The organism is Blautia sp. DFI.9.10 (genome assembly GCF_024461705.1).
Taxonomy (GTDB): domain Bacteria; phylum Bacillota; class Clostridia; order Lachnospirales; family Lachnospiraceae; genus Blautia_A; species Blautia_A fusiformis.
In genome coordinates, this window is sequence record NZ_JANGAA010000016.1 from 48,816 (window position 1) to 72,366 (window position 23,551).

General features: G+C 44.2%; 35 protein-coding genes. 31 read left to right on the plus strand and 4 right to left on the minus strand.

Features of this window, described 5'->3' with window-relative positions; all coding sequences use genetic code 11:
• Positions 1-69: 69 nt before the first annotated feature.
• The 19 genes from rplV (at position 70) to infA (ending at position 9,249) form a co-directional block, all read left to right on the plus strand.
• A complete protein-coding gene (rplV, locus tag NE671_RS10675; RefSeq protein WP_015526922.1) occupies positions 70-459 on the plus strand; it encodes a 50S ribosomal protein L22 in 390 nt (129 codons plus the stop codon).
• Positions 460-470: 11 nt separating this feature from the next.
• Positions 471-1,127: a 30S ribosomal protein S3 gene (gene rpsC, locus NE671_RS10680; RefSeq protein ID WP_015526923.1), complete on the plus strand. Its 657-nt coding sequence runs from the start codon at positions 471-473 to the stop codon at positions 1,125-1,127.
• A complete protein-coding gene (gene rplP / locus NE671_RS10685; protein ID WP_015526924.1) occupies positions 1,127-1,564 on the plus strand; it encodes a 50S ribosomal protein L16 in 438 nt (145 codons plus the stop codon). Before rpsC ends, rplP begins: the two co-directional genes overlap by 1 nt.
• On the plus strand, positions 1,554-1,763 hold the full coding sequence (gene rpmC, locus NE671_RS10690) for a 50S ribosomal protein L29 (RefSeq protein ID WP_021650762.1): 210 nt from the start codon (positions 1,554-1,556) through the stop codon (positions 1,761-1,763). The genes rplP and rpmC overlap by 11 nt, the downstream gene beginning before the upstream one ends.
• A 17-nt stretch (positions 1,764-1,780) precedes the next feature.
• Positions 1,781-2,035: a 30S ribosomal protein S17 gene (gene rpsQ / locus NE671_RS10695; protein ID WP_021650763.1), complete on the plus strand. Its 255-nt coding sequence runs from the start codon at positions 1,781-1,783 to the stop codon at positions 2,033-2,035.
• A gap of 13 nt (positions 2,036-2,048) precedes the next feature.
• Positions 2,049-2,417: a 50S ribosomal protein L14 gene (gene rplN, locus NE671_RS10700; protein WP_019162495.1), complete on the plus strand. Its 369-nt coding sequence runs from the start codon at positions 2,049-2,051 to the stop codon at positions 2,415-2,417.
• Between the two features lie 11 nt (positions 2,418-2,428).
• Complete coding sequence (rplX, locus tag NE671_RS10705; RefSeq protein WP_015526926.1) at positions 2,429-2,740, plus strand: 50S ribosomal protein L24; 312 nt, start codon at positions 2,429-2,431, stop codon at positions 2,738-2,740.
• A 22-nt stretch (positions 2,741-2,762) separates the two neighbouring features.
• Complete coding sequence (rplE, locus tag NE671_RS10710) at positions 2,763-3,302, plus strand: 50S ribosomal protein L5 (RefSeq protein WP_021650765.1); 540 nt, start codon at positions 2,763-2,765, stop codon at positions 3,300-3,302.
• Between the two features lie 13 nt (positions 3,303-3,315).
• Positions 3,316-3,501: a type Z 30S ribosomal protein S14 gene (locus tag NE671_RS10715; protein ID WP_015526927.1), complete on the plus strand. Its 186-nt coding sequence runs from the start codon at positions 3,316-3,318 to the stop codon at positions 3,499-3,501.
• Positions 3,502-3,582: 81 nt separating this feature from the next.
• Positions 3,583-3,984, plus strand: coding sequence for a 30S ribosomal protein S8 (gene rpsH / locus NE671_RS10720; protein ID WP_015526928.1), 402 nt, complete (start codon positions 3,583-3,585; stop codon positions 3,982-3,984).
• A 96-nt stretch (positions 3,985-4,080) separates the two neighbouring features.
• Positions 4,081-4,620, plus strand: a complete 540-nt coding sequence (gene rplF / locus NE671_RS10725) for a 50S ribosomal protein L6 (protein ID WP_015526929.1) — start codon at positions 4,081-4,083, stop codon at positions 4,618-4,620.
• A 17-nt stretch (positions 4,621-4,637) separates the two neighbouring features.
• Complete coding sequence (rplR, locus tag NE671_RS10730; RefSeq protein WP_256163968.1) at positions 4,638-5,006, plus strand: 50S ribosomal protein L18; 369 nt, start codon at positions 4,638-4,640, stop codon at positions 5,004-5,006.
• A 17-nt stretch (positions 5,007-5,023) separates the two neighbouring features.
• Positions 5,024-5,533: a 30S ribosomal protein S5 gene (gene rpsE / locus NE671_RS10735; RefSeq protein WP_015526931.1), complete on the plus strand. Its 510-nt coding sequence runs from the start codon at positions 5,024-5,026 to the stop codon at positions 5,531-5,533.
• A gap of 13 nt (positions 5,534-5,546) precedes the next feature.
• Positions 5,547-5,726 carry a 50S ribosomal protein L30 gene (gene rpmD / locus NE671_RS10740; RefSeq protein WP_015526932.1) on the plus strand — a complete coding sequence of 60 codons (180 nt, stop codon included), beginning with the start codon at positions 5,547-5,549 and terminating at the stop codon, positions 5,724-5,726.
• A gap of 12 nt (positions 5,727-5,738) precedes the next feature.
• Positions 5,739-6,179 carry a 50S ribosomal protein L15 gene (gene rplO, locus NE671_RS10745; RefSeq protein WP_015526933.1) on the plus strand — a complete coding sequence of 147 codons (441 nt, stop codon included), beginning with the start codon at positions 5,739-5,741 and terminating at the stop codon, positions 6,177-6,179.
• Positions 6,179-7,492 carry a preprotein translocase subunit SecY gene (secY, locus tag NE671_RS10750; protein ID WP_015526934.1) on the plus strand — a complete coding sequence of 438 codons (1,314 nt, stop codon included), beginning with the start codon at positions 6,179-6,181 and terminating at the stop codon, positions 7,490-7,492. Before rplO ends, secY begins: the two co-directional genes overlap by 1 nt.
• Before the next feature lie 98 nt (positions 7,493-7,590).
• Positions 7,591-8,235, plus strand: a complete 645-nt coding sequence (locus NE671_RS10755) for an adenylate kinase (protein ID WP_015526935.1) — start codon at positions 7,591-7,593, stop codon at positions 8,233-8,235.
• A 2-nt stretch (positions 8,236-8,237) separates the two neighbouring features.
• Positions 8,238-8,996: a type I methionyl aminopeptidase gene (map, locus tag NE671_RS10760; protein WP_015526936.1), complete on the plus strand. Its 759-nt coding sequence runs from the start codon at positions 8,238-8,240 to the stop codon at positions 8,994-8,996.
• A gap of 34 nt (positions 8,997-9,030) precedes the next feature.
• A complete protein-coding gene (gene infA / locus NE671_RS10765) occupies positions 9,031-9,249 on the plus strand; it encodes a translation initiation factor IF-1 (protein WP_005428560.1) in 219 nt (72 codons plus the stop codon).
• A gap of 385 nt (positions 9,250-9,634) precedes the next feature.
• Here infA and NE671_RS10770 read toward each other — a convergent pair whose 3' ends face one another.
• The 3 genes from NE671_RS10770 to NE671_RS10780 form a co-directional block, all read right to left on the minus strand.
• Positions 9,635-10,957 (minus strand): sodium-dependent transporter, encoded by a 1,323-nt coding sequence (locus NE671_RS10770; protein ID WP_215638104.1) that lies wholly within the window; start codon positions 10,955-10,957, stop codon positions 9,635-9,637.
• A 192-nt stretch (positions 10,958-11,149) separates the two neighbouring features.
• Positions 11,150-11,875, minus strand: coding sequence for a UTRA domain-containing protein (locus tag NE671_RS10775; protein ID WP_177290403.1), 726 nt, complete (start codon positions 11,873-11,875; stop codon positions 11,150-11,152).
• A 319-nt stretch (positions 11,876-12,194) separates the two neighbouring features.
• On the minus strand, positions 12,195-12,926 hold the full coding sequence (locus tag NE671_RS10780) for a YoaK family protein (protein ID WP_215638103.1): 732 nt from the start codon (positions 12,924-12,926) through the stop codon (positions 12,195-12,197).
• A gap of 221 nt (positions 12,927-13,147) precedes the next feature.
• Between NE671_RS10780 and rpmJ the strand changes: the two genes are divergently transcribed.
• The 12 genes from rpmJ to NE671_RS10840 all read left to right on the plus strand — a co-directional run bounded on the left by rpmJ (position 13,148) and on the right by NE671_RS10840 (position 22,812).
• The gene (rpmJ, locus tag NE671_RS10785; RefSeq protein WP_003022746.1) at positions 13,148-13,261 is read left to right on the plus strand and encodes a 50S ribosomal protein L36; all 114 of its coding nucleotides are present in this window, start codon (positions 13,148-13,150) and stop codon (positions 13,259-13,261) included.
• 307 nt (positions 13,262-13,568) lie between these two features.
• Positions 13,569-13,937 (plus strand): 30S ribosomal protein S13, encoded by a 369-nt coding sequence (gene rpsM, locus NE671_RS10790; protein WP_008707282.1) that lies wholly within the window; start codon positions 13,569-13,571, stop codon positions 13,935-13,937.
• A 55-nt stretch (positions 13,938-13,992) separates the two neighbouring features.
• Positions 13,993-14,385, plus strand: a complete 393-nt coding sequence (gene rpsK, locus NE671_RS10795; RefSeq protein WP_015526942.1) for a 30S ribosomal protein S11 — start codon at positions 13,993-13,995, stop codon at positions 14,383-14,385.
• A gap of 16 nt (positions 14,386-14,401) precedes the next feature.
• Positions 14,402-14,995, plus strand: a complete 594-nt coding sequence (gene rpsD / locus NE671_RS10800) for a 30S ribosomal protein S4 (protein ID WP_015526943.1) — start codon at positions 14,402-14,404, stop codon at positions 14,993-14,995.
• 84 nt (positions 14,996-15,079) lie between these two features.
• Positions 15,080-16,039 (plus strand): DNA-directed RNA polymerase subunit alpha, encoded by a 960-nt coding sequence (locus NE671_RS10805; RefSeq protein ID WP_059085345.1) that lies wholly within the window; start codon positions 15,080-15,082, stop codon positions 16,037-16,039.
• Positions 16,040-16,130: 91 nt separating this feature from the next.
• Positions 16,131-16,667 carry a bL17 family ribosomal protein gene (locus tag NE671_RS10810; protein ID WP_021976084.1) on the plus strand — a complete coding sequence of 179 codons (537 nt, stop codon included), beginning with the start codon at positions 16,131-16,133 and terminating at the stop codon, positions 16,665-16,667.
• 198 nt (positions 16,668-16,865) lie between these two features.
• Positions 16,866-17,606: a LytR/AlgR family response regulator transcription factor gene (locus NE671_RS10815; protein WP_215638102.1), complete on the plus strand. Its 741-nt coding sequence runs from the start codon at positions 16,866-16,868 to the stop codon at positions 17,604-17,606.
• A 379-nt stretch (positions 17,607-17,985) separates the two neighbouring features.
• Complete coding sequence (locus NE671_RS10820) at positions 17,986-18,690, plus strand: phosphatidylinositol-specific phospholipase C/glycerophosphodiester phosphodiesterase family protein (RefSeq protein WP_242981842.1); 705 nt, start codon at positions 17,986-17,988, stop codon at positions 18,688-18,690.
• Positions 18,691-18,720: 30 nt separating this feature from the next.
• Positions 18,721-20,055, plus strand: a complete 1,335-nt coding sequence (locus NE671_RS10825) for a MurT ligase domain-containing protein (RefSeq protein ID WP_256163969.1) — start codon at positions 18,721-18,723, stop codon at positions 20,053-20,055.
• Positions 20,052-20,780, plus strand: a complete 729-nt coding sequence (locus tag NE671_RS10830) for a type 1 glutamine amidotransferase (RefSeq protein WP_256163970.1) — start codon at positions 20,052-20,054, stop codon at positions 20,778-20,780. The genes NE671_RS10825 and NE671_RS10830 overlap by 4 nt, the downstream gene beginning before the upstream one ends.
• A 9-nt stretch (positions 20,781-20,789) precedes the next feature.
• Complete coding sequence (locus tag NE671_RS10835; RefSeq protein ID WP_129974550.1) at positions 20,790-21,407, plus strand: WYL domain-containing protein; 618 nt, start codon at positions 20,790-20,792, stop codon at positions 21,405-21,407.
• A gap of 13 nt (positions 21,408-21,420) precedes the next feature.
• Complete coding sequence (locus NE671_RS10840; protein WP_114002451.1) at positions 21,421-22,812, plus strand: substrate-binding domain-containing protein; 1,392 nt, start codon at positions 21,421-21,423, stop codon at positions 22,810-22,812.
• 95 nt (positions 22,813-22,907) lie between these two features.
• Here NE671_RS10840 and NE671_RS10845 read toward each other — a convergent pair whose 3' ends face one another.
• A complete protein-coding gene (locus NE671_RS10845; RefSeq protein ID WP_015526955.1) occupies positions 22,908-23,480 on the minus strand; it encodes a xanthine phosphoribosyltransferase in 573 nt (190 codons plus the stop codon).
• Between the last annotated feature and the right edge of the window lie 71 nt (positions 23,481-23,551).

Consider the following 23,551-nt stretch of genomic DNA (forward strand, 5'->3'; position numbering starts at 1 on the left):
GCCCGCTGTCAATTTAAGACAGCTGGCAGATAACTTAGATATCGAATTTAAGAAAGGAGGCACTTTAAGATGGCAAAAGGACATAGAAGCCAGATAAAGAGAGCCAGAAATGAGAATAATAGAGAGACAAGGCCGTCTGCAAAGTTATCTTATGCAAGAATTTCTGTTCAGAAAGCCTGCTACGTATTAGATGCGATCCGTGGCAAAGATGTACAGACAGCACTTGGTATCCTGACATACAATCCGAGATACGCTTCCAGCGTGATCAAAAAACTGCTTGAGTCAGCAGTAGCAAACGCTGAGAACAACAACGGAATGAACGCAGACAACCTTTATGTTGCAGCATGCTATGCAGATAAGGGACCTACAATGAAGAGAATTCAGCCGAGAGCACAGGGTAGAGCTTACAGAATCGAGAAGAGAACTAGCCATATCACAGTTGTGCTTGATGAAAGGTAAGGAGGAAAAGCATGGGACAGAAAGTTAATCCGCATGGCCTTAGAGTCGGAGTTATCAAGGATTGGGATTCCAGATGGTATGCAGAAGACAAGTTTGCTGACTACCTGGTAGAAGACTACAACATCAGAACATTCCTTAAAAAGAAATTATACAGCGCAGGTGTTTCCAAAATCGAGATCGAGAGAGCATCTGACAGAGTTAAGATCATCATCTACACAGCAAAACCTGGTATCGTAATCGGTAAGGGCGGCGCAGAGATCGAGAAAGTTAAAGCTGAGCTTCAGAAATACACAGACAAGAAGCTTATCGTTGACATCAAAGAAGTTAAGAGACCGGACAAAGATGCACAGCTGGTTGCTGAGAACATTGCTCTTCAGCTTGAGAACCGTATTTCCTTCAGACGTGCTATGAAGTCCACAATGCAGAGAACAATGAAGGCTGGCGCTAAGGGAATCAAGACTTCCGTATCCGGACGTCTCGGCGGAGCTGATATGGCTCGTACAGAGTTCTACAGCGAGGGAACAATCCCGCTTCAGACACTTCGTGCAGATATCGACTATGGCTTTGCGGAAGCAGACACCACATACGGTAAAGTTGGTGTTAAGGCATGGATCTACAATGGTGAGATTCTTCCGACAAAAGGAACTAAGGAAGGGAGCGATAAATAATGTTAATGCCAAAAAGAGTAAAACGTCGTAAACAATTCCGTGGCTCCATGAGAGGAAAAGCCCTTAGAGGCAATGTTATCAACTATGGTGATTTCGGTCTTGTTGCTACTGAGCCATGTTGGATCAGATCTAATCAGATCGAGGCAGCCCGTGTTGCTATGACCCGTTACATCAAACGTGGCGGTAAAGTTTGGATTAAGATTTTCCCGGATAAACCGGTAACAGCTAAACCAGCTGAGACTCGAATGGGTTCCGGAAAAGGCGCTCTGGAGTACTGGGTAGCAGTAGTAAAACCAGGTCGTGTTATGTTTGAGATTGCAGGCGTGTCCGAAGAGGTTGCCCGTGAAGCATTACGTCTTGCAATGCACAAGTTACCATGTAAATGTAAAATCGTTTCTCGTGCAGACTTAGAAGGCGGTGATAACAGTGAAAATTAATAAGTTCGTGGAAGATTTAAAAGCAAAGTCAGTTGCAGAACTGAATGAAGAATTAGTAGCTGCTAAAAAAGAGCTTTTCAATCTGAGATTTCAGAATGCAACAAACCAGTTAGACAATACAGGACGAATCAAAGAGGTTCGTAAAAATATTGCCAGAATCCAGACAGTAATCACTGAGCAGGCAAACGCTTCCAAATAGGACAGGAGGACATAATCGTGGAAAGAAATCTGAGAAAAACCCGCGTGGGTAAGGTTATCAGCGACAAAATGGATAAGACCATCGTAGTTGCAATTGAAGACCATGTAAAACATCCTCTTTACAAAAAAATCGTGAAGAGAACATATAAATTAAAAGCTCATGACGAGAACAATGAGTGCAACATCGGAGATACCGTTAAGGTAATGGAGACCAGACCGCTGTCCAAGGACAAGAGATGGAGACTGGTTGAGATCGTAGAGAAAGCTAAATAAGGAGGAAACCAGTATGATTCAGCAGGAAACTAGACTGAAAGTTGCCGACAACACTGGTGCAAAAGAAATCCTTTGTATTCGTGTTATGGGCGGCTCTACAAGAAGATATGCAAACATCGGTGACACAATCGTTGCTACGGTTAAAGATGCAACACCAGGCGGCGTTGTTAAAAAAGGTGACGTTGTTAAAGCTGTAGTTGTTAGAACTAAAAAAGGCGCTCGTCGTAAAGACGGATCTTACATCCGTTTCGATGAAAATGCTGCCGTAATTATCAAGGATGACTTAACTCCGAGAGGAACACGTATCTTTGGACCAGTTGCCAGAGAGCTTCGTGAGAAGAAATTCATGAAGATCGTTTCCTTAGCTCCGGAAGTATTATAGGAGGGTGCCGAATGTCAGCTATGAAAATTAAAAAAGGTGATACTGTAAAGGTAATCACTGGAAAAGATAAAGGTAAGGACGGAAAGGTCCTTGCAGTTAACGTAAAAGACAACACAGTAGTTGTTGAGAACGTAAACATGGTTACAAAGCACGCTAAACCGTCCGCAGCTAATCAGAACGGTGGAATCGTGACAAAAGAAGCTCCGCTTCATATCTCCAACGTAATGCTCGTTGTAGACGGAAAAGCTACAAGAGTTGGATTCAAGATGGATGGAGACAAAAAAGTTCGTGTTGCCAAAGCAACAGGAAAGACAATCGATTAATTAAGAGAGGAGGCATATAAAGGTGAGTAGATTAAAAGATCTTTACAAGAACGAGATCATGGATGCCATGACCAAGAAATTCGGATACAAAAACGTAATGGAAGTGCCAAAACTCGAGAAAATCGTTGTTAACATGGGTGTTGGCGAGGCAAAAGAGAACGCTAAACTTCTTGACGCTGCAATCGCAGATATGGAACTTGTTACAGGACAGAAAGCAATCGCTACAAAAGCTAAAAAATCTGTCGCTAACTTCAAAATCAGAGAGGGTATGCCGATCGGATGTAAAGTTACCTTAAGAGGCGAGAAGATGTATGAGTTCGCTGATCGTCTTATCAACCTTGCTCTTCCACGTGTACGTGACTTCCGTGGTGTTAACCCGAACGCATTCGACGGCAGAGGAAACTATGCTCTTGGTATCAAAGAGCAGCTGATCTTCCCAGAGGTTGAGTACGATAAGGTTGATAAAGTAAGAGGAATGGACGTTATCTTCGTTACAACTGCTAAAACAGATGAAGAGGCACGCGAATTACTGACATTATTCAACATGCCATTTGCTAAATAGGAGGAAAAGATTCATGGCTAAGACAGCAATGAAAATTAAACAGCAGCGTAAAGCTAAATTCTCCACAAGAGAGTATACTCGCTGCAGAATCTGTGGCCGTCCACATGCATACCTGAGAAAATACGGAATTTGCAGAATCTGCTTCCGTGAGCTGGCATACAAAGGTCAGATCCCGGGTGTTAAGAAAGCTTCCTGGTAGGCCGAGGCGAAAGCAACTTTTTAATCATTTAAATAATATTCACACGACATGTAAAGTCTGAAGAAAGAGGAGGAAACTTACATGACAATGAGCGATCCGATCGCAGATATGCTTACAAGAATCCGTAACGCAAATACTGCAAAACATGACACTGTAGACGTACCGGCATCCAAGATGAAAATTGCTATCGCAAACATCCTTGTAGATGAGGGATACATCGCAAAATATGATCTGGTTGAGGATGGAGTTGTTAAAACTCTTCACATCACACTGAAATATGGTGAGGACAAAAACCAGAAGATCATCACAGGACTTAAGAGAATCTCCAAACCAGGTCTTCGTGTATACGCAGGCAAGGATGAGCTTCCGAAGGTTCTTGGTGGACTTGGTATCGCAATCCTTTCCACAAACAAAGGCGTTATCACTGACAAAGAGGCTCGTAAGCTTCAGGTTGGTGGCGAGGTACTTGCATTCGTTTGGTAGGCCAAAGCCGCTTAACGAAGCAGTCATATAGCTTTTAAACTGAAAACAGAGAGGGCATGGGCCCTCTCCGACAATCTAAGTAAGGAGGACAAATTTATGTCACGAATCGGAAGACTTCCGGTTGCAATTCCAGCTGGCGTTGAGGTTACAGTCGCAGATGGAAACGTTGTAACAGTAAAAGGACCTAAGGGAACACTTGAGAGAGCACTCCCGACAGAGTTAGAGATCAAAGTTGAAGACGGTCATGTAGTTGTAACAAGACCGAACGACTTAAAGAGAATCAAAGCCCTTCACGGCTTAACAAGAAGCCTTATCCACAACATGGTTGTTGGTGTAAGCGAAGGATACAAAAAAGAGCTTGAGGTTAACGGTGTTGGTTACAGAGCTGCTAAGCAGGGCAAGAAACTTGTACTTAACCTCGGATATTCTCACCCGGTAGAGATGGAAGATCCAGAAGGTCTTGAGTCCACAGTTGACGGAAACAAGATCATCGTATCTGGTATCAGCAAAGAAAAAGTTGGCCAGTACGCAGCTGAGATCAGAGACAAGAGAAGACCTGAGCCATACAAGGGCAAGGGAATCAAGTACGTTGACGAAGTTATCAGACGTAAAGTCGGTAAGACCGGTAAGAAATAATTAAGGAGAGTGAGAATATGATTAACAAAGCATCCAGAAGCGAAATTCGCGAAAAGAAGCATAGAAGATTACGTCATCATTTAAACGGAACTGCAACTACTCCTCGTCTGGCAGTATTTCGTTCCAACAAGCACATCTATGCACAGATTATTGATGACACAGTTGGTAAAACTTTAGTATCCGCTTCTACTCTCCAGACGGACGTAAAAGCAGAGCTTGAGAACACTGATGATGTACAGGCTGCAGCAAAAGTTGGAACAGTGATCGGTAAAAAAGCTGTTGAGGCTGGTATCGAGAGCGTTGTTTTCGACAGAGGTGGATATATCTACCACGGAAAAGTTAAAGCACTGGCAGATGCAGCAAGAGAAGCTGGACTGAAATTCTAAGAGGAGGAAAAGAACACATGAAACGTAATCTTATTGATGCTAGTCAGTTAGAGTTAGAAGATAAAGTAGTATCAATCAAGCGTGTTACCAAGGTTGTTAAAGGTGGTCGTAACTTCCGTTTCACAGCTTTAGTTGTTGTAGGTGACGGCAATGGACACGTTGGTGCAGGTTTAGGAAAAGCAGCAGAAATTCCGGAGGCGATCCGCAAAGGTAAAGAGGACGCTATGAAGAAGCTTGTTACTGTTGCAAGAGACGAGAACAATTCCATTACACATGACTTCATCGGAAAATTCGGAAGCGCTGAGATGCTTCTGAAGAGAGCTCCGGAAGGTACTGGAGTTATCGCCGGTGGCCCGGCACGTGCCGTAATCGAGCTTGCAGGTATCAAAAACATCCGTACAAAATGTATGGGTTCCAGAAATAAACAGAACGTAGTTCTGGCAACAATCGCAGGCCTGAGCCAGTTAAAGACTCCGGAAGAGGTTGCAAAGCTCCGCGGAAAATCTGTAGATGAGATTCTGGGTTAAGGAGGATATGGAAATGGCAGATACAATCAAGGTTACACTGGTAAAATCTCCAATCGGTGCAGTACCGAAACACAAAAAAACTGTAAAAGCTATGGGTCTTACAAAGATGCATAAAACAGTTGAGATGCCAGACAACGCTGCAACCAGAGGAATGATTCAGCAGGTGCAGCACCTGGTAAAAGTAGAAGATTAAGGAGGTGCCAGAATGGAATTATCAAACTTAAGACCCGCAGAGGGTTCCAAGCATAGCGATAACTTCAGAAGAGGCCGTGGACATGGTTCAGGAAACGGCAAAACTGCTGGTAAAGGACATAAAGGACAGCTTGCTCGTTCCGGACACAAGAAACCGGGATTCGAGGGAGGTCAGATGCCTTTATACAGACGTCTTCCTAAGAGAGGTTTCACTAACAGAAACTCTAAAGAAATTATCGCAATCAATGTAGACGTTCTCAATCGTTTTGAGGATGGCGCAGAGGTTACAGTTGACAGCTTACTTGCAAGCGGTGCAATCTCCAAGATCGGTGATGGTGTTAAGATCCTTGGAAACGGCGAGCTTACAAAAAAACTTAATGTTAAAGTAAACGCTGTCAGCGAGACTGCAAAAACAAAAATTGAAGCTGCTGGTGGTACAGTAGAGGTGATCTAATGTTTGAGACTCTTAAGAGTGTTTTCAAAGTAAAGGAAATGAGAAGAAAGCTTCTCTATCTGATCTGGATGATATTCGTGATCAGAATCGGATCCCAGCTTCCTGTACCGGGAGTCGACAGTGACTTCTTTAAGCAGTGGTTTGAATCTAATACCGGTGACGCATTCAATTTCTTTGATGCGTTCACCGGCGGTTCCTTTACTCAGATGTCAATTTTCGCATTGAACATCACACCTTACATTACTTCTTCCATTATCATTCAGCTTCTTACCATTGCCATTCCGGCACTGGAAGAGATGCAACGTGACGGAGAAGAAGGAAGAAAAAAGCTTACAGCAATCACACGTTATGTAACGGTTGGTCTTGCTCTGTTTGAGTCTGTTGCCATGGCAATCGGATTTGGACGTCAGGGTATGATCCCGAACATGAGCTTCCTTAAAGGAATCGTAGTTGTTGCAAGTTTAACAGCGGGTTCCGCAATGCTTATGTGGCTGGGCGAGCGTATTACAGAGAAGGGCATTGGAAATGGTATTTCCATCGTCCTGACTATCAATATCGTGTCCAGGATCCCGAGTGATATGTCCCTTCTTTATGAGAACTTCGTCAAGGGCAAAACAATTGCAAAAGGAATGCTTGCAGCCTGCATCATTGCTGTGATTATTCTGTTTGTTGTAGTGCTCGTACTTATCCTCAACGGAGCAGAGAGAAGAATTCCGGTTCAGTATTCCAGAAAGATGGTTGGACGTAAAATGATGGGCGGTCAGTCCACAAACATCCCGCTCAAGGTAAATACTGCCGGCGTTATCCCGGTTATTTTTGCTTCCTCTATCATGTCTTTCCCGTCGATCATTGCTCAGTTCGCTGGCAAAGGAAACGGAACGGGCATCGGAAGTGAGATCTTAAGAGGACTTTCCTCCAATAACTGGTGTAATCCAAGTCAGATCCAGTACAGCTGGGGTCTGATCGTGTATGTGGTACTTTGCGTATTCTTCGCATACTTCTATACATCAATTACCTTTAATCCGTTGGAAGTAGCCGATAATATCAAAAAGCAGGGCGGTTTTATCCCAGGCATCCGTCCGGGAAAACCGACTTCAGATTATTTGACTAAAATCCTGAATTATATTATATTTATAGGTGCAGTAGGTCTTGTTATCGTGGCCGTTATACCGTTCTTCTTCAACGGTGTGTTCGGTGCGGATGTTTCCTTCGGCGGTACATCTATCATCATCATCGTAGGTGTTATCCTGGAGACCGTTAAGCAGGTGGAATCTCAGCTGCTTGTACGTAATTACAAAGGCTTCCTGAACTAATTGAAAATGAAGGTTGCGGTGCGAAAGTGTCGCAGCCTTGATTTGTAAACAGGACTGTCTGAAAATCAGGCAGAAAACAGGAAAATGGAGGGTATGCTATGAGAATTATTATGTTGGGTGCACCGGGGGCAGGTAAAGGTACTCAGGCTAAGAAAATTGCGGCGAAATATGGGATTCCGCACATCTCCACAGGAGATATTTTCCGTGCTAACATCAAAAACGGTACCGAGCTTGGAAACAAAGCAAAAACTTACATGGATCAGGGACTTCTTGTTCCGGATGAACTGACCTGCGACCTTGTTGTTGACAGAATCCAGCAGGATGACGCAAGGGAAGGGTATGTTCTGGATGGTTTCCCGAGAACAATTCCGCAGGCAGAATGTCTGACAGAGGCTCTGAACAAACTTGGAAGCAAAATTGACTATGCGATCGATGTGGATGTGCCGGATGATAACATCGTGAAACGTATGGGCGGACGCCGTGCATGTGTGAAATGCGGTGCAACTTATCACGTTGTATTTGCAGCACCGAAGACAGAGGGGGTCTGCGATACCTGTGGTGACAAGCTTGTACTCCGTGATGATGACAAGCCGGAAACAGTCCAGAAGCGTCTGAATGTTTATCATGAGCAGACACAGCCATTGATTGACTATTACACCACACAGGGTGTTTTGAAGACGGTAGACGGAACCAGGGATCTGAATGAGGTATTCCAGGAGATCGTTGACATCTTAGGAGAATAAGAATGTCCGTAACAATTAAGACACAGCATGAAATCGAACTTATGAGAGAAGCAGGCCATCTTCTTGAGAAGGTGCATGACGGTTTGATCCCTTACATCAAACCGGGTGTCAGCACCAAAGAGATTGATAAGATCGGAGAAGAAATGATCCGGTCTATGGGCTGTATTCCGAACTTTCTGAACTACGGAGGTTTTCCGGCTTCTTTCTGCATCAGCCTGAATGATGAGGTTGTGCATGGAATTCCATCCGAGGAGAAGATCATCCAGGACGGGGATCTGGTTAAGATCGACGCCGGCCTGATTTATAAGGGCTACCATTCTGACGCAGCACGTACCTATGCGGTAGGTGAAGTATCCAAAGAAGCACAGCAGCTCATTAAGGTTACAAGAGAGTGCTTTTTTGAAGGACTGAAAATGGCAAAAGCCGGAAATCATTTAAATGATATTTCCAAAGCCATCGGAGCCCACGCAGCGAAATACCGTTATGGTATTGTACGTGACCTTGTAGGACATGGAATCGGAACTCATCTTCATGAGGATCCGCAGATTCCAAACTTCCCGCAGAAGCGCAGGGGCATCAAGCTCCTTCCGGGAATGACCCTGGCCGTCGAGCCCATGATCAACCTTGGTCGTGCGGACGTGGCATGGCTGGACGATGAGTGGACAGTGGTAACCATGGATGGTTCACTTTCCGCCCATTATGAAAATACGATCCTCATCACCGATGGGGAACCAGAGATTCTGACGCTTACGAATCTGTAAGTAGCAATTGTTGTCATGACATAGGAGGTAAAAAATGTCAAAAGCAGATGTGATCGAAGTAGAAGGCACTGTTCTGGAGAAACTGCCTAATGCGATGTTTAAAGTGGAACTGGAAAACAAACATGTGGTACTTGCACATATCAGTGGCAAGCTCCGTATGAATTTTATCCGTATTCTCCCGGGAGATAAAGTAACGATCGAACTTTCTCCGTATGATCTTTCCAAAGGAAGAATCATCTGGAGAGATAAATAAGAAATATTGTAAAAGACGACCTGGTGGCGTTAAGCTGCCGGGTCTTTTTTTGCCTTTTCTGCAGAAAAAGAATTTGAAGTGGAGTTTATCACTCACATTTTTTTACGTTTCTCAGGCAGCGATACAATTGCTTCCTGGTCTGATTACGAAGTGGAGAAACCGGATACACTCTAAGAATGTAGAATAATTGGAAATCAGTGTAAAACTTAAACTTGTTGACAAACTGTGAAGTGAGTGTATTCAAGATATGCAGCAAATCGAAAATCCTGGCTTTACGAATATTATAAGATAAAACATAAAAATCCCTCGGAAATGATTAAAAAATCATTTTTCGGGGGATTTGTTTATGCAGATAATTTTTTATTTTACTTATGTTATCACCTTATCATCCGATCCCGCCCAGCACAACACCAAGGATCAGCACCAGAAAGCACACCGGAATATAAAGATATTTACACACCGGGTAAAAATATTTCGTGAATGGTTTCTCGCGGCCTTTGTTGACCTGGCTTTCCACATAGCTCCGGCCGAAGATCCAGAAGAACATGATCCCTGCAAGTCCTGCGCCGAGAGGACAGATATAGATGGAAAGTACATCCATCCAGTCAGAAACAATGCCCTGGATCAGCAGAGAAGCTACAACGCCGATCACTGAGATCACCATGCAGGAAGGAATCCGGCCAAGACCTGTTTTTTCCTGAACTGTGGCAATAGGAGCTTCATAAAGGTTCATAAGCGAGGTCATGCCTGCAAGGAACACAGCTACGAAAAAGATGATGGCAATGATCTGTCCGCCAGGCATGGTTTTGATCAGGTGCGGCAGGTAGATGAACAGAAGTCCGGGACCGCCCTGGTCAAGCTTGGCACCTGTGGTAGCCATGGCCGGAATGATAACAAGTGCTGCCAGCATAGCAGCCAGAGTATCAAAAAGTGCTACCCTTGCAGCAGATGCAGGGATATCTTCGCTGTCCGGAAGATAAGATCCGTAGATCAGTGTACCGTTGCCTGCAACAGATAGGGAGAAAAATGCCTGTCCAAGTGCGAAGATCCAGGTGGAAGGCTTTGCCAGAATTTCCGGCTCCACGCGGAAGATATAGCGGTATCCGGCAGCAGCTCCCGGCTGAAAGGCAACATAGATGCCAAGGATCACAAACAGTATAAAGAAGATAGGCATCATCACTTTATTGGCCTTTTCGATGCCGCTTCCAACGCCGTACATCAGGATAAACATGCAGATCACAAGAGCAGCCAGCTGCCAGAGATTATTTCCCCAGGCAGAGGCCATGCCTCCGAATTTGGCGCCAAAGGACTCAATATCTGCCGGTGCCAGGGTAGATCCTGTAAAGGTTCCGAGCATATATCGGAAGATCCATCCCATAACAACCGTATAACCGATAGCCATGGCCAGTGCACCGATCACCGGTATCCAGCCCAGTGTTTCACCCAGCTTTCGTCTGCATTTGGTTTCACAGGCCATGCCGAAGGCGTCAATGGGCCCGGAACGTGTCCCGCGGCCAAAGCTCATCTCACCGATCACCCCGGTAAAGCCGATCAGTGCCACAAAAATAAAATACGGGATCAGGAACGATCCCCCGCCATACAGGGAAACTCTGGTGGGAAACATCCAGATATTTCCCATTCCAACCGCAGACCCGATGCAGGCCAGAATGAACCCCCAGCGGCTGTTAAAAGATTCTCGTTTTTTCATAAAAATAAAATTTCCTCTCTCCGTTGATCGTTTCAGTATAACATAATTTTGGAAAATAGGAAACTGCAGCATCTATACAGATCCAGGTATCTATACAGATCCAGGTATCTATACAGATCTAGGCGGATATTTGTGAGCCACATTTGTCACCTGCTCATAACCGTATAGCTGCGAAGCAGTTATGAGCCGGGCTCATCGGCGCAGGGCATTAGCATAAAATCGAAAATGATCCGGTCTGTGCCGTGACTGGGTATACTCAAACATCACACCGTCACTGTTATAAGTCTGGCTGGACACCACAGCCACGCAGTTATAATCCTTTACATTCAGATGAAGATATTTTTCATCAATTTCTGTAACCTTTTCCACAGTCATGATACGTTTGCTGTTGACAATGGTCATATGAAGCACCTGTTCCAGATATTCATAGATAGAATGACTGGCAATCTCGGCAGTAAGGCCGGGAACGGATTCCTTCAGAAAATAATTATGGTTGATGATCAGCGGGATATCTTCAAGATAATGGATACGCTGAATATAATATACTTCTGCACCAGCGGGAAATCCTGTGTAAGCTGACTGATTTTTGCTGATACAAAGCTCTGTAAAAAGAGCCACCTCCGTATGGGCATTCTGACCGTTCCTTGCAGCAGATTCCTTGAAGGTTTCAATCTCTCCGATGGTGAAAGCAGTCTTCTCGTTTGGACGGTAGATATTGCGGACACCTTTTCCCTGCATGGTCTGTACATAGCCGTCACTGACAAGAAGACTGACCGCACGTCGCAGGGTATTGCGGGAGCAGCCGTAAGTCTGGATCAGAGTGTTTTCGGAAGGCAGAAGCTCCTGATAGGCAAAGGTGTTGTCCTCTATTTTCATTTTCAGATCTTTATAGATATCTTCGTAAATACTTTTGGGCATTTCAATTCTCCATTCATGTTCGGTCAAAAATATATAGCAGGATTTATGATTTCTGAAATAATTATAAAAGATTTTCCCGGTAAGCGCAATGTAAATACCGTGGAATGTTTAAACAAGTTACAGAGTATATTGATATGTTATGAGGATAGTATGAGAAATATAGATGAAATCAATTTGTGGCCATTCAAAATCATGATACTGGATTTCGAACGCATATAAGCTGTAAGCGCCAGAGGGGCTTACGCGTAAACAAAAAAGGAAATGTGACAGTGTAAAAACAGATCACATTTCCTCTTATTTTATCAAAGCTAAAATAAAGTCAGGCCTCTTTTTTCTTATAGGAAAGATTCCTGAAGCTGCTGCCGTCAGAAGCTGTGCTTCGGGTAACTGCCGGTGTATCGGCTACGGTATTCCGGTCTGCACTGATCAGCCATACAGCATAGAAGGCAGGAACCAGACAGAGCCATACGCCTGAGAGACCGCAGGTCATATACAGGATCAGAGACAAAGCTGCACCTGTATGAAAAGAAAGCAGCGTCATTCCGTAGAATTTTGCTTTATCGCACTGTGCGCTGTCCTTTTTCATAAGGAACTGAGTGACAGCTGTGGTGAACTGGCGAAGGTTGTTGGTGGAAAAGATCGTGGAGCTGTTATATCCGCCGGGAGCCTTGAAGGTACACCACTGGAAAGGCATTGCAAAGAACACGGGGTAAAGAGCCACAACCGGAGACATTCCGGAAGGAAAGAATCCCAGGAGCAGGATCGCAAAGATATCGATCCCGATACTGATAAAACGAAGATCTGCGGAAAAATGCTCTGGGATCCAGACCGTAAGGATAACAGCAGCCATATATATGAGAAGCGCACCCACACGCAGAAGCATATCCGAAAAATTCCTGCCTATGAGATCCCGCACAACACCAATAAGATTGGCTGTCTGGGCATTGCCGAAAAGATCTGCTCTTGACACAATGGCATAAAGCCCCAGGTATCCACCGATAAAAGATAAGGTGTAATGTATCAGAAAACGATATTTCATTTCCGTATGCATATGTAAAGATTCCTTTCATTAAAATAGGCAGATTCCATATGTCTGCCGGACTTTGCCACCCATTATAATACAGCCTGTAAAAAAAATCAAAAATTTTTTTAATTTTTTCTTGCATTTCAGGAAAACAGGTGTTAGTATATATTTCAAGCGCGCAAATACTGTGTATGAGTGCGCCTGTGAAACTGCAGATATGAGACTAATTTACGGAAGGAGGATTTCCAGTGAAAGTAAGATCATCTGTAAAGCCGATCTGCGAGAAGTGCAAGGTCATTAAGAGAAAGGGATCCATCAGAATCATCTGTGAGAACCCGAAGCACAAACAGCGTCAGGGTTGATTTCCATATCGGGACTTCTTTGGAATGTTTGTGAAACGTGCGGCTGCAGTATGAAACACCCGGCAGGGTTGTTCTACTGAACAGATAATAAGCATGTATTGCCTAATACCGAGAGGCAACAGCGGTTAAGATCCGCAATTTCGGAAAGGCTGTGATTCGCCAATTACAGCTGGGTGTTTTACCGAGGCACCCCAATTAGGAAACTAGAAAAGAAAGAGGCAGGTCGATATGTCCCATTTCACCTTGCGAGAGCAAGTGACATACGATATGCGGAACTTTCAGAAACAGAAAATGGAGGAAACAGTACATGGCTCGTATAGCTGGTGTAGACTTACCAAGAGAGAAACGTATTGAAATCGGTCTTACCTACATTTATGGAATTGGTAGACCAAGCGCGGACAAAATTCTTGCTAAAGCAGAGGTTAATCCTGACACACGTGTCAGAGATCTGACTGATGACGAGGTTAAGAGACTGAGTGCTGTTATTGATGAGACAATGACAGTAGAAGGTGATCTGAGAAGGGAAATCGCCCTTAACATCAAGAGACTGCAGGAGATTGGATGCTACAGAGGTATCCGTCATCGTAAAGGACTCCCGGTTCGTGGTCAGAAGACTAAGACAAATGCGAGAACTCGCAAGGGACCGAAGAGAACTGTTGCAAACAAGAAGAAATAATTTATAGATATAACTAATTAATTTCAATAAAAGGAAAGTGTAGGTTAGTTTTAAAATGGCAAAAGTTACAAAGAAAACGACAAAACGTCGTGTCAAGAAAAACGTTGAACACGGACAGGCACACATTCAGTCTTCCTTCAACAATACAATCGTCACACTGACAGATAACGAAGGAAACGCTCTTTCATGGGCAAGTGCCGGTGGTCTTGGATTTAAAGGTTCAAGGAAATCTACCCCTTATGCAGCACAGATGGCAGCAGAGACTGCAACAAAGGCTGCTTTAATTCATGGATTAAAAACAGTAGACGTTATGGTAAAAGGCCCGGGCTCAGGCCGTGAAGCTGCAATCCGTGCGCTTCAGGCATGCGGACTTGAAGTAACCAGCATTCGTGACGTAACTCCGGTTCCTCACAACGGATGCCGTCCACCAAAACGCAGAAGAGTCTAATTAGGAGGTAGTTGAAATGGCAGTAAATAGAGTACCTGTTCTGAAAAGATGCAGATCCCTTGGCCTGGATCCGATTTACTTAGGAATTGATAAGAAGTCCACAAGACAGTTAAAACGTGCAAACCGCAAGGTGTCTGAGTATGGTCTTCAGTTAAAAGAGAAACAGAAAGCAAAATTTATCTACGGAGTTCTTGAGAAACCTTTCCGTAACTACTACAAGAAAGCCGACAGAATGCAGGGCCAGACAGGTGAGAACCTTATGGTTATGCTTGAGAGCAGACTTGACAACATCGTTTTCCGTATGGGATTTGCCAGAACAAGAAGAGAGGCTCGTCAGATCGTAGATCACAAGCACGTACTTGTTAACGGAAAATGTGTAAACATTCCGTCCTACCTGTGCAAAGCAGGAGACACAATTGAGATCAGAGAGAAGAGCAAAGGCTCTGAGAGATATAAAGGAATCCTTGAGATCACTGGCGGAAGACTTGTTCCGGAGTGGATCGACGTTGATCAGGAGAACCTGAAGGGTGTAGTTAAAGAGCTTCCTACAAGAGAGCAGATCGATGTTCCTGTAAACGAGATGCTTATCGTCGAGCTGTATTCTAAATAATTAGTAACTGTTTACTGTGTCTACAGTTACAAAAATTGGTAATACCCTCGAATGTTGATTAACCCAGAAGGAGGGAACCTTATAGTGTTTGATTTCAATAAACCAAAAATCGAAATTACCGAAATATCCGAAGATAAGAAGTTTGGAAGATTCGTTGTAGAGCCTCTGGAAAGAGGTTATGGTACTACCCTTGGCAATTCTTTAAGAAGAATTATGCTGTCCTCCCTTCCGGGAGCTGCAGTAAGCCAGGTGAAGATCGATGGTGTACTTCATGAATTCAGCTCCATTCCGGGCGTGAAGGAAGATGTGACCGAAATCATCATGAATCTGAAATCTCTTGCCATTAAGAATCACAGCAGTGACAATGAGCCGAAGACCGCATACATTGAGTGTGAGGGCAAAGGTGTTGTTACAGCAGCTGATATCCAGGCAGATCAGGATATTGAGATCATGAACCCGGATCAGGTGATCGCAACCCTGAACGGTGGAAAAGACTGCAGACTGGCCATGGAGCTTACCATTACCAAGGGACGTGGCTATATCAGTGCAGACAAAGGCAAAACCGATGACATGCCGATCGGTATGATCGCAGTGGATGCGATCTACACACCGGTAGACAGAGTCAACATGATCGTAGAGAATACACGAGTTGGTCAGGTAACTGACTTCGACAAGCTTACACTGGATGTATATACCAATGGAACACTTGATCCGGATGAGGCAGTCAGCCTTGCAGCGAAGGTTCTCAGCGAGCATTTAAACCTGTTCATTGATCTTTCCGAGAATGCTAAGACCGCAGAGGTTATGATCGAGAAAGAAGACAATGAGAAGGAAAAGGTCCTGGAGATGAGCATTGATGAGCTTGAGCTCTCTGTTCGTTCCTACAACTGCCTTAAGAGAGCCGGTATCAATACGGTTGAAGAATTATGCAACAAGACTTCTGACGATATGATGAAGGTTCGTAATCTGGGCCGCAAATCCTTAGAGGAAGTACTTGCAAAACTCAAAGAGCTGGGACTTCAGCTCCAGCCTACAGAGGAATAATCCGGAAACAGAGTAATGAGTGGGGTGTCAGCAGCAGGGCAGTAAGACCGAACAAGCATGTCCTGGTGTCCCACAGATGGAGGATAATAAAATGGCAAAATATAGAAAATTAAGCAGAACATCTAACCAGAGAAAAGCACTTCTCAGAAATCAGGTTACAAACCTTCTTCATCACGGAAAGATCGTGACAACAGAAGCTAAGGCTAAAGAGATCCGTAAGATCGCTGAGGGACTTATCGCTATGGCTGTACGTGAGAAAGACAATTTCGAGACAGTTACAGTAACAGCTAAGGTTGCTCGTAAAGATGCTGACGGAAAACGTGTAAAAGAAGTCGTAGACGGCAAAAAGAAAACAGTTTACGATGAAGTTCAGAAAGAGATCAAGAAAGATGCTCCTTCCAGACTTCATGCACGTCGTGAGATGATGAAAGTTTTCTATCCTGTAACAGAGGTTCCTGCTAAGGGCGCTGGCAGAAAGAAAAATACAAAAGAAGTTGACATGGTTGACAAGATGTTCAGCGAGATCGCTCCGAAATACGCAGATCGTAACGGTGGTTACACAAGAATCGTTAAGATCGGACAGCGTAAAGGCGATGCAGCAATGGAAGTTCTTATCGAGCTTGTATAATTTACTTCTGACCGATTTAAAGGACATCTGCATTTCTGCAAATGTCCTTTTTTTATATTCCAAAAAACTCGAAAAAATGCATAAATGGTGGGTTTTCGACCATAAATTACATTAAGATATCATAATTTGAATAACAAATCATGGTATAATATATAGAACAAAAAGTAACAATGATGGAGTAAAAGGGGATACATAAATATGACGATGATGACCATTGCCATTTGTGATGATATGCAGGCGGATGCGAGAAGACTTCACAAACAGCTTGAGCGGATCGTTCCAGGGTCAGAAATTCGGATATTTAAAAGCGGTGAGCTTTTATTGGAAGAATTGGAAAAGAAAAGGAAACCTTATGATGCAATCTTTGTGAACATTGATTCAAAGAAAGTAGACGGACTGGAAACAATACGGAAGATACGTGAAAAAGAAATGTCAGTGGCAGTGCTTTTTATGAGTAGAAGCGATGAATATTACAGAAATGCTTTTGACCTGTTTGCATATAACTATTTACTGAAACCTGTAACCGAAGAAACTTTGGAATATGTAATGGAACCACTGAAGAAGCGACTTAGCGGCGGGAATGATGAGCGGGTGATCCATTTTCAGTATCGTGCCCGTGTGTATACTTTACGCTACAGTCAGGTTAGCTATATTACCAGCAGTCTCCATATCGTGAATTTCCATAGGACAGACGGAAGTATACTCCAGTGCAGAGGTAAGCTGAAAGACTTCGAAAAACAGCTTGACGACGGTACATTTTTGCGGTGTCATCAGAGCTTTATAGTAAATATGGAACGGGTCACAGGCGCTGAAAATGACAGCTTCCATATCGGAGAGCATGTAATACCGATCTCCCGATCCTATAATCGGAATGCACACGAGAAATATGATGAATATCTGAGGCTTCAGCAGGAATATGACGAGGAAGAAGAGGATTAACTTGATTATTATCCTTTTTTAGCGTACAATCGGTAATGTATGAAATACGACTACACGTATGCGAAAGGATGATAAACATGGTCGGTGGGACTTTTGGTATTACCGGACAGAAAAAATATAGGAATGATTTGGGACAGGTTCCCGGATATGATAAATTTGCAGAAGATAAAAAGGAAAGCAGCGAGGAAATGTTTTCCTTTACGTCTTGTGCATTTTTTTGTTGCCTGAGATGATGCGACGTTTTATACTGACATTGGAAATACTGTTTGTATCACTTTTTCTTCTGGGAGGTAGTTTCACGGAAACAGAAACTGCCCGGAATACATCAGGAGGATTTAGCTGGAAGGACTACAGGACCATTGCACATGCTCTGGGAGGTATGGACGGAAAGGATTACCTGAATTCCAGAGAGGGATTTCTGTTCATGTATGAACAGGGAGTTCGTCTTTTTGAATTGGATCTTTCCAGGACATCCGATGGAGTATGGGTCTGCAGGCATAACTGGAACGATCCCATGGGACAGTGGGATGGCAACGGAAAAAAAGTCCTTACAGAAAAGGAATTCAGACAAAGTAAAATATATGGGAAATACACCCCCATGACACTGGAGGATTTTTTCCTTCTTCTGAAAGATTATCCGGATGCATATGTGCTGATCGATTCCAAACAGTATTCTCTTCGCAATTATCAGAGAACACTGGAGGATTACAGTGATTATGTGGAAATCGCCAGGAATGCAGGTGCCGGTGAGACGCTGGATCGGATCATTCCGGAAATCTACAATGAAGCAATGTTTCCCGGAACGGCCATGCTCTATTCTTTTCCTTCCTATGTATATTCACTGTGGCAGGAGTATTCTGTGGAAGAGCTGGAGTATATTGCATCCTTCTGTAAAGAAAAGGGAATTCCGGCAGCAACAGTATACTGGGAGTATTGGTCAGAAGAAACGGAGAAGATCTTTGAAAAAAACGGGATCAGTCTGTATGTTTATACGGTTAATGACCGTGACCAGGCCAGAAGATACATTTCGCAGGGAGCAGAAGGAATCTGTACCGATTTCCTGACAGCGGAAGATCTGTGGTAAGAGAAATAAAAACAAAGGAATCAGAAGATTATGAAAATAAGAACAACCATTGCTGTGATGGCAGCAAAGATCACAGGACATGTCTGTAAGCTTATGGGCCGGCAGGGTGTGACCTGGGCCGGTAAGGTCGCGATGAAGATCTGTCCGGATATCCTGGAAGAGCTTTCTTCTCAGGTAAGTGAAAAAATATTTGTAGTATGCGGAACAAACGGAAAGACCACAACCAATAACATGCTGTGCGCAGGCCTTGAGGCAGAGGGAAAAAAGGTCATCTGCAATCATACCGGTTCAAACATGCTCAACGGAGTTGTGGCAGCCTTTGTATTGGGGGCAAAATTCAGCGGAAAACTGGATGCGGATTATGCCTGTATCGAGGTGGATGAGGCATCCACAAGACATGTGTTTACAAGGATCAGACCGGATTATATGGTTATGACCAATCTGTTCCGCGATCAGCTGGACCGTTATGGCGAGATCGATATCACTATGAACATCCTGGAAGAAATGATGAAAAAGGTTCCGGATATGAAGGTCATTGTCAATGGTGATGATGCACTGTCTGCATATCTTGCCATGGACTGCGGAAATCCTTTTGTAACCTACGGGATCAGCAAACCGGTGATCGAGAACAAAACAAACGAGATCCGTGAGGGCCGGTTCTGTAAGTGCTGTGGAGAAAGGCTGATCTACAGCTTCTATCATTACAGTCAGCTGGGAGACTACAGATGTCCGAAATGCGGCTTTAAACGTCCGGAGATCGACTTTGATGCCACAGATGTGAAGGTGGATGATCAGATTGCCTTTACAGTGGAGGATAAACGGATCGTGGCCAATTATAAGGGATTCTATAATGTGTATAATATTCTGGCTGCCTATGCGGGAATTCGTACCGCAGGCTTTAAGGCGGAGCATTTTAATGAGATGCTCCGGAAGTTTAATCCGGAGAACGGACGCAATGAACAGTTTCGGATCAAGGGCACCAGTGTTGTTCTGAATCTTGCCAAGAATCCGGCCGGTTTTAACCAGAACATTTCAGCTGTGATGCAGGACGGATCACCAAAGGATATCATCATTGTGATCAATGATAATGCACAGGATGGAAAAGATATCTCCTGGCTCTGGGATGTGGATTTTGATCTTTTCGGAGGGGACAATATCAATTCCATTACAGTCAGTGGTATCCGGTGTCAGGATATGCGCCTCCGTCTGAAATATGTGGATATCCCGTCCATACTGGAAAATGATGTGGAGACAGCCATCCGCAAACGAATCGGGGATGGATGCGGCAATCTTTATGTACTTGTAAATTATACGGCGCTGTTTGGCACCAGAAATATCCTGAAGAAACTGGAGGGTGAGAAATGAAGATAACGATAGGGCATTTATATCCGGATCTTCTGAACCTTTACGGTGACAGAGGAAATATCCAGTGTCTGATGAAGCGCTGTCTCTGGAGAGGAATCGAGGCAGAAACCATAGCTTATGAACTGGATGACAGAATCGATTTTTCCAAACTGGATATCGTACTTCTTGGCGGTGGCTCCGACAGAGAACAGATGCTGGTATGTGAAAAGCTGAAGGAAATCCAGAAGGATTTCAAGGCGTATGTGGAAGATAATGGAGTTGTGATCGCAATCTGTGGAGGGTATCAGCTCCTTGGAAATTATTATAAGACGGATCAGGGAATGATCGAGGGTCTGAAGCTTGTAGATATGAGCACTGAGCAGGGAAAAGGCCGCCTTATTGGAAACATTGTGATGCAGAGCGATCTTTTTGATATGCCCATCGTAGGTTTTGAAAATCATGGAGGGCGTACCACCATCGGAAACAACAGATCCCTGGGAAAGGTTCTGTCAGGATACGGAAATGACGGACAATCCGGTGAGGAAGGGGTTATATACAAAAATGTGATCGGTACGTATCTTCACGGACCGCTTCTTCCCAAGAACCCGCAGCTTGCAGATCTTCTGATCAGCCGTGCACTGGAAAAGAAATACGGTAAAAAGATCGAACTTGAGAAACTGGACGACAGCGAGGAACAGGAGGCAAACTCCTATATTTTCCATCGCTTTGTAAAAAACGAAGGATAAGAGGGCAGTATGGCAAAATCAAACAATCAGAAGGCGAAGATCCTGTACCTTGAAAAAATGCTGCGGGAAACAGGGGAGCATCGGGTAATATCTATGCAGAAGATCCTTGAGAATCTTGAGAAACAGGGAATCCGTGCAGAGCGAAAGAGCATTTATGATGATGTGGAGGTATTACGTTCTTTTGGAATGGATATCCGTTATACAAGAGAACGGCCGGGTGGGTATTATCTTGCCGGTGAGAGTGCCGGAGAGGAACAGCCGTCTGAAGAACCCGGGCTGACTGCGGAAGCTAAGGAGATTCATGAAACTAAAGATATTCATGAGACCTCTGTGGCAGGGTACCGGAAGCTTCTTGAGGCTTCAGCCGGAACCATAAAAAAAGAAATAAAACTTCTCTGTACCGGAGCTGTACAGGCGGAGGTGCGTGACTTTTTCGGCACAGATGCAGAATATAAGATGAAAGATAGCGGAGATCTGACGGTAACTGCAGAGCTTCCGGAAAATGGAAAATTCTACGGCTGGCTGACCGGGATGGGCGGCAGTGTACGTATCCTGAAACCCAAGAAATCTGCAGCCGCCTACAGAGACTATCTGAAATCACTGGCAAAGGACTATAAAGGCTTATAGGAGAGATTTGATCATGAAGAAAAAAACAGCAATCCTGCTTGTGGGAGCTTTTGTCTTTACAGCAGCCTTTTCCGGCTGTGGAAAAAACAAAGAGGCGACAGAGGCAGCCAATGAAAGTGTGGAGTCTGAAGACCCGGAAGGAAAAGCCAAAAACAGCAATGATGCAGAGGAAGAAGAAAAAGAAGAAGCAAAAGAAACTGCGGCAGCAGATAAGAAAGTAGGTGTGTTTCTGCCTTCATCAGCAGATGATCCCCGTTGGTCTGCTGATGGAGAAACTCTTCAGAATACACTGGAAGATGATGGATATGATGCAGAGATATTTTGGGCAGATGAAGACAGTGATACGCAGGTATCACAGATCCAGTCCATTCTGGACGATGAAGAGCTTTCTGCACTTGTCATCGCACCTTCAGATGCTTACAGCCTGAACGATGTGCTGGAGCAGGTGTATGAGAAATCTATCCCTGTGATTTCTTACGATCAGCTGATCATGGATACAGATAAGGTCAACTATTATGTTACCTTTAATACAAGAAAAGCCGGAAAAATGGTGGGAGATTCCATCATAAAAAAAATGGATCTGGAGAAAGCCCGGGAAGAAAAGAAAACTCTGACCATTGAGTTCCTTATGGGCTCTCCGGATGATCGTGACGCACTGTTCTTTTATAATGGCGTGATGGAGAAGCTTCAGGAATATTTCGACGACGGAACACTGGTATGTACTTCAGGAAAGCTGACCTTTGATGATACTGCAGTGATGCGTTCCGGAAGAAATACCGCAAAGAATGATATGGCGGAGATCCTTTCTCAGAATTATACAGAGGGTGCGCCGGATATTATCTGCACAGGTGCCGATGACCTTGCACTTGGGGCTGTGGATGCCCTGGAGGATGCAGGACATGTGTCTGGAGAGGATGGCTGGCCTATGATCACAGGAGGCGGATGTGAGGCAGAAGCAGTGACCGCTGTGATCCAGGGAAAGATTGAGGATGATCTGCTGTTTGATAACCGTGTACTGGCAAATGACTGTGTGACGATGGTGGATGCTCTTCTGAAAGGGGAGAAGCCGGAGATCTCCGATTATGAGCAGTATGACAACGGGACCAAGATCGTGGGAACTGTGACCAGTGATATCCAGATGATCGATGCAGATAATTATCAGATGCTTGTGGATGACGGATATTATGAAGAGAAAGAGATCATGCCGGAGGCAACTGCCACACCAACGCCGACAGTGACATCGGAAGCTACGGTGACGGAAGAACCGGATATAGATGAAAATACACCGGAAGCTGCATCGGCTTCATCGGAAAAGGAAGAAACGGAAATTTCCGGAACACCGACACCGGAGGAAACAGTAACTCCGACACCTTCAGAGAAAGCGGAAAAGGGTGCAGATGCATAGATCAGAAATGATATCATGATCTGGCTGTGATAAAAATAAAAATACTCCCGGAAACAATGTATATAAGTTTCCAGGAGTATTTTTTATGATAAATCTTATTCACGGAAAGTAAGTTTGCCATCAGCAATGGAATCAATGATAGCAAGGGATTCCAGATGGATACCCATGTCACGGATGGTCTGTCCGCCGGACTGGAAGCCTTTTTCGATAACGATTCCGGCTCCTTCAAGAGTTGCGCCGGATTTCTTAACGATGTCGATCAGACCAAGAAGTGCACAGCCATTGGCAAGAAAATCATCGATCAGGAGTACGTGATCTTCCGGTCCGAGAAATTTCTTGGAAAGGATCACATCGTAAACTTTCTTGTGGGTGAAAGACTCTACCTTGGTGGTGTACATCTCGCCGTCAAGGTTCACACTCTGTGCTTTCTTGGCAAATACAACCGGTACATGGAAATACTGTGCCGCAATACAGGCAATACCGATACCGGAAGCCTCGATGGTAAGGATCTTGGTGATTGGACAGTGGTCAAAACGTTTCTTGAATTCTTTGCCGACCTCGTTGATCAGGTCAATATCCATCTGATGATTCAGGAAGCTGTCCACTTTTAAAATATTTCCTTCTTTTACTACGCCGTCTGTCAGAATTCTGTCTTTTAAAAGCTGCATGAAATTTATCTCCTTTGATTTATCACATTAATATATGTTTACTGCCCACGGACAGAGCAGTAATATTTTTA

Bases quoted from the DNA above. Each gene is read 5' to 3' on its own strand.
- rplX (WP_015526926.1), top strand. From the start codon at position 2,429: ATGTCAGCTATGAAAATTAAAAAAGGTGATACTGTAAAGGTAATCACT.
- rpsD (WP_015526943.1), top strand. From the start codon at position 14,402: ATGGCAGTAAATAGAGTACCTGTTCTGAAAAGATGCAGATCCCTTGGC.
- rplF (WP_015526929.1), top strand. From the start codon at position 4,081: ATGTCACGAATCGGAAGACTTCCGGTTGCAATTCCAGCTGGCGTTGAG.
- NE671_RS10820 (WP_242981842.1), top strand. From the start codon at position 17,986: ATGGACGGAAAGGATTACCTGAATTCCAGAGAGGGATTTCTGTTCATG.
- NE671_RS10830 (WP_256163970.1), top strand. From the start codon at position 20,052: ATGAAGATAACGATAGGGCATTTATATCCGGATCTTCTGAACCTTTAC.
- NE671_RS10715 (WP_015526927.1), top strand. From the start codon at position 3,316: ATGGCTAAGACAGCAATGAAAATTAAACAGCAGCGTAAAGCTAAATTC.
- secY (WP_015526934.1), top strand. From the start codon at position 6,179: ATGTTTGAGACTCTTAAGAGTGTTTTCAAAGTAAAGGAAATGAGAAGA.
- NE671_RS10770 (WP_215638104.1), bottom strand. From the start codon at position 10,957: ATGAAAAAACGAGAATCTTTTAACAGCCGCTGGGGGTTCATTCTGGCC.
- NE671_RS10845 (WP_015526955.1), bottom strand. From the start codon at position 23,480: ATGCAGCTTTTAAAAGACAGAATTCTGACAGACGGCGTAGTAAAAGAA.
- NE671_RS10835 (WP_129974550.1), top strand. From the start codon at position 20,790: ATGGCAAAATCAAACAATCAGAAGGCGAAGATCCTGTACCTTGAAAAA.
- NE671_RS10840 (WP_114002451.1), top strand. From the start codon at position 21,421: ATGAAGAAAAAAACAGCAATCCTGCTTGTGGGAGCTTTTGTCTTTACA.
- map (WP_015526936.1), top strand. From the start codon at position 8,238: ATGTCCGTAACAATTAAGACACAGCATGAAATCGAACTTATGAGAGAA.
- rplR (WP_256163968.1), top strand. From the start codon at position 4,638: ATGATTAACAAAGCATCCAGAAGCGAAATTCGCGAAAAGAAGCATAGA.
- rpsE (WP_015526931.1), top strand. From the start codon at position 5,024: ATGAAACGTAATCTTATTGATGCTAGTCAGTTAGAGTTAGAAGATAAA.
- NE671_RS10755 (WP_015526935.1), top strand. From the start codon at position 7,591: ATGAGAATTATTATGTTGGGTGCACCGGGGGCAGGTAAAGGTACTCAG.
- rplP (WP_015526924.1), top strand. From the start codon at position 1,127: ATGTTAATGCCAAAAAGAGTAAAACGTCGTAAACAATTCCGTGGCTCC.
- NE671_RS10780 (WP_215638103.1), bottom strand. From the start codon at position 12,926: ATGCATACGGAAATGAAATATCGTTTTCTGATACATTACACCTTATCT.
- rplN (WP_019162495.1), top strand. From the start codon at position 2,049: ATGATTCAGCAGGAAACTAGACTGAAAGTTGCCGACAACACTGGTGCA.
- rplO (WP_015526933.1), top strand. From the start codon at position 5,739: ATGGAATTATCAAACTTAAGACCCGCAGAGGGTTCCAAGCATAGCGAT.
- rpmD (WP_015526932.1), top strand. From the start codon at position 5,547: ATGGCAGATACAATCAAGGTTACACTGGTAAAATCTCCAATCGGTGCA.
- NE671_RS10810 (WP_021976084.1), top strand. From the start codon at position 16,131: ATGGCAAAATATAGAAAATTAAGCAGAACATCTAACCAGAGAAAAGCA.
- rpsK (WP_015526942.1), top strand. From the start codon at position 13,993: ATGGCAAAAGTTACAAAGAAAACGACAAAACGTCGTGTCAAGAAAAAC.
- rplV (WP_015526922.1), top strand. From the start codon at position 70: ATGGCAAAAGGACATAGAAGCCAGATAAAGAGAGCCAGAAATGAGAAT.
- infA (WP_005428560.1), top strand. From the start codon at position 9,031: ATGTCAAAAGCAGATGTGATCGAAGTAGAAGGCACTGTTCTGGAGAAA.
- rpsC (WP_015526923.1), top strand. From the start codon at position 471: ATGGGACAGAAAGTTAATCCGCATGGCCTTAGAGTCGGAGTTATCAAG.
- rpsM (WP_008707282.1), top strand. From the start codon at position 13,569: ATGGCTCGTATAGCTGGTGTAGACTTACCAAGAGAGAAACGTATTGAA.
- NE671_RS10815 (WP_215638102.1), top strand. From the start codon at position 16,866: ATGACGATGATGACCATTGCCATTTGTGATGATATGCAGGCGGATGCG.
- NE671_RS10825 (WP_256163969.1), top strand. From the start codon at position 18,721: ATGAAAATAAGAACAACCATTGCTGTGATGGCAGCAAAGATCACAGGA.
- NE671_RS10775 (WP_177290403.1), bottom strand. From the start codon at position 11,875: ATGCCCAAAAGTATTTACGAAGATATCTATAAAGATCTGAAAATGAAA.
- rpsH (WP_015526928.1), top strand. From the start codon at position 3,583: ATGACAATGAGCGATCCGATCGCAGATATGCTTACAAGAATCCGTAAC.